Genomic DNA, 11,673 nt, shown 5'->3' with positions numbered 1-11,673 from the left:
CCCTCATTATTGAATAATTAGTTCTTTCTCTATGAAACGTTTAGGAGAATCGCCTACCATAAGTAATACTGTACCTTGCTCTACTTTTTGCTTCATGTGCAAATCCCATATGGATAGATCTTCCTCTGTTAAAGCTAACGTCACCGTCTTTGTTTCATTCACTCGAAGCCATATCTTTTGAAAATCTTTTAATTCTCTAATTCTTTGGGTAACAGAGGATTCGATATCTCTTATGTATAACTGCATCACAACATATCCGTCATAAGGTCCATCATTTGTAACGTCAACTGGCAGTTCTACCATCTTACCTTCGCTTAATAACTGGTGATCAATGAATAGCTTTTGCTTTGAACAGAATTGATAACTAAAAGAAGAATAAGATAGCCCATCCCCAAAACTATACATTGCCTCTCCTGATTCATCATAGTAATCTCTTTTTCCACCACTATCTTTATAGTTATAGTAAACGGGTAGTTGGCCTGAAGAAAATGGAATAGAAATTGGTAATCTCCCACTAGGGTTTACTTCTCCAAAGATAACCTCAGCTATAGCTCTCCCACCTTGTTGACCAGGATACCAAGCAATTAAAATAGCATCCAAATATGGTTCAATATGTTCGATACTATGCGGGCGTCCCTGGACAAGTACACCGATCATTGGAATGTTTAGTTGCGCTAGCTCTTTCACTAGCTCTTCTTGGACTCCACCTAATCGGAGATTTGCCACATCCACATTTTCGCCACTATCCATTTGAGACTGATCTGGATTTATTACTGCCCCATTTGTATGAAAGGACATACCAAATTCTCTAGCACTTGAGCCACCTAAAGCTAAAATTATTACATCGGATTGACGGGCCAATTTTTTGGCATGTTCAAAATCTGACTTATCCTCTGAACGAATATCACACCCTTTTGTATACAACACGGTATCTTGGTCTTTGGCGATAGAAGTAATCCCATCTCTTATTGTCACAACTGAATCTCTTCGTTGAGGAGGTGTGTAATCTCCAAGCATGTTATACACATGATCTGCGTTTGGTCCAATAATCGCAATAGTTGGCTTATCTTTATTTAATGGTAGGAGATTTTGCTTATTTTTAAGAAGGGTAATAGATTCTCTAGCCATTTCTAGATTTAACCTTTTCCCTTCTTCTCGATCAACAATCTTCTCTTCTAGAGGGGCTTCGGAAAATAAGCCTAATAGAAATTTCACATAGAGAACTCTCTTTACTGCCATATCGATAGTTGCTTCTGTCATTTTGCCATTTTCCACCGCGTATTCCAATTGGGTATAGATATCATCCCATAAGCTTAAATCTACTCCTGCTTCCATGGCATATTTCGCTGCTAATTCTTTATCACCGCTAAGATGAAGTAATCTCTCTAAAGCAACTCCATCAGCCATTACAAAGCCTTTAAATCCAAGTTCATTTCTTAAAATATTTGTTAATAAATATCGATTGGAATGGCAAGGAATACCATCGATTTCGTTGTATGCCGCCATACATGCTAATGCACCGGCCTCAATACCTGCTTTCATTGGTGGAATATGTATTTCTCTCAATTCACGTTCACCGATTAAGGCTGGTCCTGCGTTATGTCCACCTACCGCAGAACCTTGTGCAGCAAAATGTTTTAAAACAGCAAGAACTTCCCTCTTTTCTCCTTGCATCCCCTTTACGACTGCTTCTGTCATTCTGGAAGAAAGATATGGGTCTTCAGCGAAACACTCTTCCGTTCTACCCCACCTCGGGTCCCTTGCTATATCTAATGTGGATACAAGTCCAAGATGAACCCCTTTTTCCTGTAGCTCTTTGGCAACATAGTTTGATACTCTCTGTTGAAGTTTTGGATTCCATGTTGCTCCAGAACCAATATGTGTTGGGAAGACGGTACTGTCTAATGCTTGGTGGCCATGAGGACATTCCTCTGAGAATAATACGGGAATACCTAATCTTGTATGCTTTTTTAAATATTGTTGAATCATCGTTGTTACATGCAGACAATCCTTTAAAGGGATGCCATTATCAAAATGAATACCAGACCATGGATCTGCTCGAAACAAGCCATACAATGCTCCTATTCCTTGAAATGTTTCCACATGTTGTTTAAAGAGATCTGTTAATTCATATTTGCCCCCCTCTTTTTTATATACTTGCCAGCCATAAAGCTTTTGGTTTAGTTGTCCGACTTTCTCTTTTAAAGTCATTTGCTCTAGTAATTGATCGACTTGTTGTTCTATCAAAGTTTCCACCTCTGACCAAGTGTGAATTTAAAAACATGTGCAATCGGCGTGGATGTCTCCTTTAATGTTGGCATATTTATTTGAATAGATGCTCCCTTCTGCTCAAAGTCAAGAAGCGTATCTCTTCCAAGCCATTCAACCTGTAAAATCTCATGATCAAATGGGATGGAAATCGTATTCTGACGGTACGCATCATCATTCTCATGATACAGACGAAAGCAATACACGTGATTATTTTTTGTCGTATAGGCAAGGTTATCTTCAAAATACGGTGCGATCATACGCGTCCCATATATCGCCTCACCATGAACCTTTAACCAAGCACCCATTTTTTTTAATCGTTCGATTGCCTTTCTCGGTAATCTGCCATCAGGCTGTGGCGGAACATTTAATGCTAAGTTTCCACCCTTCGCAACGATTTCGATCAGTGTATGAATAATTTCTCTTAACGTTTTATACTTATCCTCAAATTTGTAAGAAAAGGAAGTCGCAATCGTTATACAGCTTTCCCAAGGTACATTAATGGGATGTGTTGGTACCGTTTGTTCTGGTGTTATGTAGTTTTCATATATTCCACCAACTGTTCGATCAGCGGTTAATAACCATGGCTGATGCCTGCGGGCTTCTTCTACTACTTCACCTAAGCGAATATCTTGGTTCCTCTTGCCTACCCAGCCGGCATCTAGCCACAATATATCAATTCTCCCGTACTTCGTCATTAATTCCATTATTTGATGATGTGTGAAGGAGATAAACCTTTCCCACATCCAAGGATATTGATCTGGATCATAGGAGGGGCCTCGCCACATATGTTGTTTTCTGTCCATGCCAGGCGCCCAATAATACGGTGTATGCCAATCTGCCTTAGAAAAATAAGCGGCAATCGCGATTCCTTTATCACGAAATGCATCAAAAACATTGCGGGTAATATCCGCATATTTATGTTTATGAAAAGGGCAGTCCTTGCCGGTAATTTTATAGTCTGTCTCGTGCGTATCCCACATCGAAAAGCCATCATGGTGCTTTGTAGTAAAGATTAGATATTTAAATCCAGCTTCAGCTGCTAGTTGTGCCCATTTCTCTGGTTGAAATCGTATCGGATTAAAGGTTTTATTTAAATCAAAATATTGCCTCTTAAATTCCTCCATATCATCCGTCCAGTCAACATCATCCCGTGACCAATCTCCATCCTCATCACTTAATGCCCAAGATTCTACTAAGCCTATTTGTGAATATGGACCCCAATGCATCATAAGTGCCAATTTTTGATCTTTAAACCACTCTAACCTTTCTTTTAAGATGGCACTTTCAGGTTCGATCCAATTTTTTTCGGATGAATAATGATGGACACCTTGTTCTTGTTCTTCGTTCATACTATTCATCCCCTTCTGTATTTCGATAAAGGACTACCTGGAACATACCAACCAATCCTGCTTAAGACAAACTCACTAAACATCGAATTTGCCCATGAAAACCATGGTCTTGTGAATTGTGTAGGATCATCAACATGGAAGCCTTCATGCATGAAATTTGTTTCTGCATCTGTTTGCTTAAATAATTCCATCATTTCTTGTATTTCTTGTTCGTTAATCGATGTTAGCCCTTGTATTGCCAGTGCAATATGCCAGATATAATGATCAGGCGTATGTGGACTTCCAATTCCCTTAGCAATCTTCCCTTCAAAATAGTAAGGATTTTCCTCACTTAAAATAAATCTCCTCGTATTTAAATAAATCGGATCATCCAATGCACAGTAACCTAGATATGGCAACGACAATAGACTCGGTACATTGGCATCATCCATCAACACATAATTCCCTAATCCATCTGTTTCGTATACATATATTTCTCCATAGTCTGGGTGTTCAATGGTTCCATATGTGTTGATTCCATTTTCTATTTCTTCTTTTAATTTCTTTGAACCTTTTGCAATGGTTATATCCTGTAATACTGCTTCTGCAATTTCTATCAGTTGTTGTAAAGAGACAACGGCAAACATATTCGCCGGAATTAAGTAACCATATTGACAGGCATCATCACTTGGTCTAAACCCACTCCAAGTCATTCCTGTATAGCCTACAGGTGCCCCAAAGCCATCATGAGATAAGGTGTCTTGTGGTGGACAATGATCGCGAACAAAATGATAGTCAGATTGTTCATGATTCTGTTCGATTGTCCATACTTGTAAGATTTTTTTAACTGCTTTACTGAATGTCTCATCGAAGTGTGACGTGTCACCAGTTGATTTCCAGTAAAGATAGGCTAGTTGTATAGGGTAGCATAATGAGTCAATTTCGTATTTCCTTTCCCATATCCAATCTGTCATTTTTGTTTGGTCATCATGAAACCTCTTTCCATTTGCGGACTCATTGAATGCATTCGCATATGGGTCATGTTGGATAAAAAAGAACTGTTTTTGAATGACTCCTTTAATCATTTTTGCAATCGTTTCATCCTGATCTGCAAGTAATAAATATGGTCTGACTTGTGCAGCTGAATCACGTAGCCACATTGCTGGAATATCCCCAGTAATGACAAACGTCGATCCATCTGTTTGTGATCGAATCGTCGTTTCATACGTATTCACAAAAGTTTTTTTGAACATTTCCCTTATTTTTTTATCATGAGGGAATTGATCGACAACATCTTCGATAAACTCTTTAATAGCTGGTGTAATCACCTGTGTCATTGCATCTCACTTCTTTCTATTAGGAATCATACCAATCGTTTTTATTTCATATGGTTTCAGATTTATTTGATGTTTATCTATCCATTCGTTTACTTTTTCTTCTATTACATTACTCTCATATTTTGTGTCAATAAGCGGATTTGCCTTTATTTCAAGTGATCCTGGTTGATCCATCATATTGAAAAAACGAATCATGACATCCTTTTTATTGGTAGCTACTTTAAGTGACGTTTGAGCAATAGGATGATCTGACTTATAGGAAAAATATTGATAATTACCTGAAAGCTCACCAGTTTGTACAGGAAGTTGTAAGGTAGACCATGGCACAGCATATTGATAAGCATCATGATAGACTATTTCTCGATTCCGATTACCAATATGAGGGAAGATTTTAAAGGACGCTTTATGTGCACCCAAGCATTGCGCTTCAGGTGTAGGAAAATACCCCCAATCTCCTAATTCACCAACGGCCCGAAGCAAGGTAATAGCAATCGTGTTTGCTTTATCTCTTAGAATTTCATATTCATTAAGTCCTTTATTTGCAATCGTTATTCCTTTCACATCATCATGCATGCTAACAAAGGCTTGCTGGTGCTGAGAGTAATCTGGATTTGTCCATTCCTCTGACGGTACATTATTCCGTTTGGCTACTTCAAAAATACTATCTGCATAATGATGACTCGATTCTATCGTTGTTGGAAATAAGACTCGTAAACGATGGTCTTTCGCATTATTATCATAAGTAACTTCGACATTAACCCCTGTGCCATTCTTCTCTAGGCTCACCTTTGTTGTAATCGTCAATAGAATTTTTTTATTACTACGCTTCGATTTCCGGGTGTTAAATCCTACTAGTTGTTGCTGCTCTTGTTGTAGCATTGCTTCTGCACTTTCTGGTATTTCCCATTGGTGGATAATTTCATATGTTGCTCGAATAGATGTATTCTCAATCAGTTCAACCGATGCCTCGCTATCTTCTGTTGTAATCGGCAAATCTTCTGAAGCTTGTTTATACATATACTCATTACCGATATCACCAGAATTTTCATAGATTAAAAGATTAGGAAACACTTCTTTTGTTTGTTTATCTAATATGGTAAGCGAGCCATTTGGATTTATTTCTACCTTTAAAAAGTTATTTTCTAACGTATTTGCTTCTTGTGCGATGCTTCTTTCGTCTGCTTTAGTACTTTTAGCTATTTGAACAAAGGCAAATGTACGATGGCTGAAGGAAGGAACATCTTTCGCTTCAAACGAAACCGTTGCTCTTTTTGCTAGGTATGGTTGACGGAATTGATGCTTTGGTAAATCATAATCAAAAACAATCTTTACATCATCTATATGATAGGCGTATTCCTTACCATCCAGATCAACTAAAGCATAGCCGTCTAAATCAAATTCCTCGATGGATTTGCGATTAACACCATCAGCAAAATAAGATCGTATAAAATCTATTTCAACAGTAGCCACCCCAGTTTTCGGAAGGCCTGTTGAATTGAAAAGCACAAACGGTACTGACTGATTACTATATTGTATGAAACTAGAAGTATCTATTTTCGCACCAATTTTTTTTAATGTTGCTTGCTTCAGACTCTCAGCCATATGTTTACTTTTCTCAAAGCGTGTGACCATTTCACGATGGACCTCATCTACACTACAACCGCAAATACTGTCATGTGGATGATTTTGCATTAATGTTTTCCATGCATACTCTAAAATATCGTGATCATAGTCTTCACCAAGTAAATAAGCAAAGGTTGCTAATGGCTCTACTTCCTTTTCTAGAAATGTCTGTACTTCATGATTCATTCTTTTTAAATACAGACGAGAGGAGGCGGTATTTACAAGGGTTCCCCAGCCGTCAGTATGTTGACTTCTTAATTCACCTTTTACTTCTTTTAGTTTTGGCTTCGATAATTGTCGGTCTATTGCATTTACGTAATCATTAAAATTAGAATGAATAAATTCATAATCTGGATATAATTCTTTTGCTGTACGAATTGCTGCAGATAAATCAACTTGTACTGGCTGGTGATCACAACCATTAAGCATTAAGAAGTGATCAGAAGCAGCATATTTTTCCATCGCTTCGAGATGACCATCCCAATATTTCTTCGCAAGGTCTCTCTCGACAGGTATCTCATTCCCATTACAGTACCAATTCGCGAATAAAATACCTGTCACTTCAGAACCATCTGGCGCTTGCCATCTCATTTCTGAATATGGTGATTCATACATATCTGATTCACCTACTAAATTGTTAAATCCAGTGGGCTTCACACCACGACCAAATGCCGCATGTTTTATCCCTGCTTGATGTAGGATTTGTGGTGCTTGCCCCATATTGCCAAATGAATCAGGAAAATAGCCAATTTTTGATAGACTTCCCCACTTCCTTGCATCTTTAAAACCATACTGCAAATTACGAATATTTGCTTCACTACTTGTTAAAAATTCATCCTGTAATACATACCAAGGTCCAACATGAATACGACCATCTTCTATTAAACGCTTTATTTTCTTCTTTTTTTCTGGTCTCACTTCCAAATAATCGTCTAAAATAATAGTCTGCCCATCTAAATGAAAGCTTTTAAAATCCGTATCAGCCTCCAATATCTCTATTAATTGATCCATAAATTCAATTAATAGATAATGATGCTTTTCATATGGTAAATACCATTCCCGGTCCCAGTGTGTATGGGAAATAATATGAATGGTTTTCTTTTGTTGACTCACGTAAAACTCCTCCAATTTGTGTTGGATATTTTCCTTCCTCATCCATCTTATCTTTCTAATTATGTATCTATAAGAGATGGAGCAATGGCTCGTCATCCTACTTCAGTAATAGATGTCAATAACGAGCCATTGATTTGGAATAGATTAGTTTTTCGCCCAGCGATCATATGCATCCTGATAGATCTCTACATAACGATCAATATTCATGTTTTCAATTGTTTCGATATATTTATCCCAATTGGTTAAAGGCTCTACACCCGTAATAAATTTTGCTTCCATTTGTTCCACATATGATTCCAAATCCACTTCAATTGTGTTAATTTCTTCTTGCTCTTCTTCTGTTAAGTAAACTAATGGATACGCAGTCTCTGCATATGGATCTACTTTGGCTTTTGTTTCTTCTTCAATAAATAAGTCAAATTCAGATCTTGGTGCATTTTCTACTAAATCTACTAACATTGGTGTAGTAATCCCATATGCTGGTGTTAATGTACCACGATAATCTTCACTACTTTCAAATTCTTCCGGCACTTCTTTAAATACCCTTTGTCCATCCTCGCCTTCTTCCCATAAATAACCTTCTGGACCTTGATCAAAGAAATCTCGTCCTTCTTGAGAATATAAATAGTCAATCCATCTCATCGAAGCTTCTGGATGATCATTATTTGAAGTAATCGCAAAAGCTCCTCTACTTATTCCCGGATTTCCTGGTAAAACAATCTCAGGTGACACCTCACTCGTCAAAGGATGGAACATTGGATTATTCATCGCTTCTTCTTCTGTTTGTCCAGTTGTAAAGAAAGAGAACCAGTCAGGAAATAGTCCTAATCTATTTTGTTGACCCTTTGCCTTTTTCTGTTCATCCGCTTGGGAGAAGGTCTCCGGATCAAGTAATTTCTCTGCATATAATTTATTCATATAGGTCAAATATTCTTTGTAATTTTCCGTAACAGGAGCATATCGAACTTTTCCTTCGACTTCTTCAATGCCCCACTCCTTCATTCCAAATGCGGCTAGAAGCCATCTTCTTGTACTATTCATTTTGACATCGACTAAAGGAATCTCGTCGGCTTTGCCGTTACCATTAGGATCTTCATCACGAAAACGTACTAATAAATCGTATAACTCATCCGTTGTTTTCGGTAATTCCTCTACACCTAATGCATCTAACCATGCCCCGTTATACCACATGGGGCCTGCTGGCCAAGCTGCTGTGGGATGTTGATTGATTGCTGGCAAAGCATAGATATGCCCATCTGTTGTGGTTATCGATCTTTCTATTTCTGGATTTTCCTCCATAAGTGCTTTGAAATTTGGGGCATACTCATCGATTAAATCCTCTAATGGGATTAAAACACCTTGTTCACCGTAATCAACTTCCATACCTGGTGTTAAGTCCGCCGTTCCTGCACCAAAAATAATATCTGCGATATCACCACTTGCAAATGCTAGGTTTAATTTTGTTTGAAAATCACTTAATGGTGGTGTATCGTATTCAAAATTTATGTTTGTTTTCTCCGAGTATTGTTGTAATGTCGGCATGTCTTCCCACTCTGCAAGACCAGTACCTGGAGCCATTAATGATAAGGTTATTTCTTCCTCTACAATCGGATAGCCTTCTTTATTTACAGCAACATCCTCAGACTGATTATCGTCATTATTATCAGCTTGATTCGTTGTGTCATCATTACTACACGCTATTAAAAAAATGAAAAGTACTGTAAACACTACGGATAACCATAATTTTCTCTTCATTACTTAACCCCTCTCCTTATTAAATGCATGGTATATTGTTCTTACAGGTAACAATCCTTCCACATCACCTCCTTAAATAAGCTTCCGATTTATCGATTTATCCTTTTAATGAACCAATCATGACACCTTTTACAAAGTACCTTTGTAAGAAAGGATAAACAATAATGACAGGTAACGAGGACACGATCATTACTCCATATTTAATAATGGCTGCCAACTGTTGATTACTATTGATTAACTGGGCCGTTTCACCAGTAATATTGGTATTATTAGAAGACATATCTTGTAACACTAATATCTCTCTTAAGACTAACTGTAATGGGAATAAATCACGATCCGAGATATAAATTAAGGCATTAAAGTAACCATTCCAATGTCCCACACCATAAAACAATGCCATGACCGCTATAATTGGTGCAGATAGTGGTAAGATTATTTTAAAAAACAATTTAAGGTTAGAGGCACCATCAATAATTGCCGCTTCTTCAAGTCCTTTTGGAATCGTTGATTGAAAAAACACTCGCGCAATAACAATGTTCCAGACTGCTGCAGCATTTGGTAATACCATTGCCCAGATTGTATCGATTAAGCCTAAATCTCTTACAACTAAGTAAGTGGGGATAAGACCACCTGAAAAGAACATAGTTAAAACGAATATGGCGGTGAAAAATCCTCTCCCATAAAAATCTTTTCTCGCTAACGCATACGCTGCTGGAATCGTTACTAATAAATTGATAAATGTACCTAATGCCGTATAAACAAGTGTCATTAAGTACCCTTGCCATATCGAATCATTTCCAAAAATCAGTCGATACCCTTCAAAGGTAACGTCTTTTGGAAGTAACCACATTTCTCCTGTATTTACAGCTGTAGGATCACTAATCGATGCACTAATGATATAAATCAATGGATAAAGCACTACCACCAAGGCGACCGTTAAGCAGAAATATACAATCAACTTAAAAAACTTATCTGTTTTCGTTTCATACAATGTTGTTGAATCCATTTCTCCACCCCTTTACCATAAGCTTGTTTCACTTGTTTTCCGTGCAATTTGATTGACTGCGATTAATAAAATGGCATTAATTACTGCATTAAATAAACCTACCGCTGCAGCAAAACTGTATTGTGCGTCTAATAAACCTGCTTGATAAACAAATGTAGCAATAACATTAGAAGATTCCATGTTTAATGGATTTTGTAATAATAAAATCTTCTCAAAACCTAATGCCATAATGTTCCCTAGGTTCATAATGAGTAAAATAATCATCGTCGGAACTAATGTTGGAATATTAATATAAATAATTCTTTGGAACCTTGAAGCACCATCTACAATTGCTGCTTCATGCTGCTGGGGATCGACACCAGATAATGCTGCTAAATAAATAATCGTACCCCACCCCGTACTCTGCCAAACACCTGATAAAACATACACTGTTTTAAACCAAGCCGGATCACTCATAAATGCAATTGGTTCCAATCCAAAAAATTGAATAATATGATTGATAATCCCTGTTGTAGGAGATAAGAAGGCAATGATCATCCCTGAAATAACAACAACAGAAATAAAATGTGGTGCATATGTAACCGTTTGAACCGTTCGTTTATAAATACCATCTTTCGCTTCGTTTAGTAACAGTGCTAATAGAATAGGTAATGGAAAACCTACAATTAACTCATATATACTAATCCCAAGCGTGTTCTTTAATAAATCCCAGAAATAATAAGAATCAAAAAATCGTTCAAAGTGTTTGAGACCAACCCATTCACTTCCCAAAAACCCTAATGAGGGAACATAATCTTTAAACGCTATTTGAATACCGTACATTGGTACATAATGAAAAATAATAAAGTAAAGGAGTGCTGGCAAAATAAAAATGTACAATTGCCAATTCTGAATTATTTTTCTATTCTTCTTCGTCTTTAGTTTTACTTTTTGTTTATTAGTTACAGCTGAATTTACACTGCCCATAAATTGCTTTCCTCCTTTTCCAACTTTTCCATTCGCTATCTGATATCATCATAATGACTAAAAGTAAGCGTTATCAATATGTCGTTTTTGCTTTGACTTGTCATTATTGCTTTATCTAGATGCTAATAAGTTGGTAGATAACGCTTTCAAAGAAAGTCAATATGTAGAAATTGATCTATATGTGGATTTTGATATATGTCTTTCTTGTCATTTGTCAGATCTACAATCTAACAATCTCCTACCCCATTTTTGCTGCACCTTAAAACTTCGACTA

At 37.1% G+C, this 11,673-nt stretch carries 7 protein-coding genes; all 7 read right to left on the bottom strand.

Features of this window, described 5'->3' with window-relative positions:
• Positions 1–6 precede the first annotated feature (6 nt).
• A complete protein-coding gene (locus ACZ5R4_RS17430; RefSeq protein ID WP_464368510.1) occupies positions 7–2,274 on the bottom strand; it encodes a glycoside hydrolase family 3 N-terminal domain-containing protein in 2,268 nt (755 codons plus the stop codon).
• Positions 2,244–3,620, bottom strand: a complete 1,377-nt coding sequence (locus ACZ5R4_RS17425) for an alpha-L-fucosidase (protein ID WP_464367713.1) — start codon at positions 3,618–3,620, stop codon at positions 2,244–2,246. The genes ACZ5R4_RS17430 and ACZ5R4_RS17425 overlap by 31 nt, the downstream gene beginning before the upstream one ends.
• Positions 3,621–3,625: 5 nt before the next feature.
• Positions 3,626–4,936, bottom strand: coding sequence for a glycoside hydrolase family 125 protein (locus ACZ5R4_RS17420; RefSeq protein WP_464367712.1), 1,311 nt, complete (start codon positions 4,934–4,936; stop codon positions 3,626–3,628).
• 6 nt (positions 4,937–4,942) lie between these two features.
• Entirely contained in the window at positions 4,943–7,672 is a 2,730-nt protein-coding gene (locus ACZ5R4_RS17415) for an alpha-mannosidase (RefSeq protein ID WP_464367711.1), read from the bottom strand.
• A 144-nt stretch (positions 7,673–7,816) separates the two neighbouring features.
• Positions 7,817–9,427, bottom strand: a complete 1,611-nt coding sequence (locus ACZ5R4_RS17410; RefSeq protein WP_109985384.1) for an extracellular solute-binding protein — start codon at positions 9,425–9,427, stop codon at positions 7,817–7,819.
• Between the two features lie 97 nt (positions 9,428–9,524).
• Positions 9,525–10,433 carry a carbohydrate ABC transporter permease gene (locus ACZ5R4_RS17405; RefSeq protein ID WP_109985383.1) on the bottom strand — a complete coding sequence of 303 codons (909 nt, stop codon included), beginning with the start codon at positions 10,431–10,433 and terminating at the stop codon, positions 9,525–9,527.
• Positions 10,434–10,445: 12 nt separating this feature from the next.
• Complete coding sequence (locus ACZ5R4_RS17400) at positions 10,446–11,399, bottom strand: ABC transporter permease (RefSeq protein WP_109985382.1); 954 nt, start codon at positions 11,397–11,399, stop codon at positions 10,446–10,448.
• Positions 11,400–11,673 lie beyond the last annotated feature (274 nt).

It is taken from the genome of Gracilibacillus sp. JCM 18860 (assembly GCF_055395245.1).
Note: the sequence above shows the minus strand (reverse complement) of the source record. Positions and strands in the feature narration are given on the sequence as shown.

Bases quoted from the DNA above. Each gene is read 5' to 3' on its own strand.
- ACZ5R4_RS17425 (WP_464367713.1), bottom strand. From the start codon at position 3,620: ATGAACGAAGAACAAGAACAAGGTGTCCATCATTATTCATCCGAAAAA.
- ACZ5R4_RS17420 (WP_464367712.1), bottom strand. From the start codon at position 4,936: ATGACACAGGTGATTACACCAGCTATTAAAGAGTTTATCGAAGATGTT.
- ACZ5R4_RS17410 (WP_109985384.1), bottom strand. From the start codon at position 9,427: ATGAAGAGAAAATTATGGTTATCCGTAGTGTTTACAGTACTTTTCATT.
- ACZ5R4_RS17400 (WP_109985382.1), bottom strand. From the start codon at position 11,399: ATGGGCAGTGTAAATTCAGCTGTAACTAATAAACAAAAAGTAAAACTA.
- ACZ5R4_RS17405 (WP_109985383.1), bottom strand. From the start codon at position 10,433: ATGGATTCAACAACATTGTATGAAACGAAAACAGATAAGTTTTTTAAG.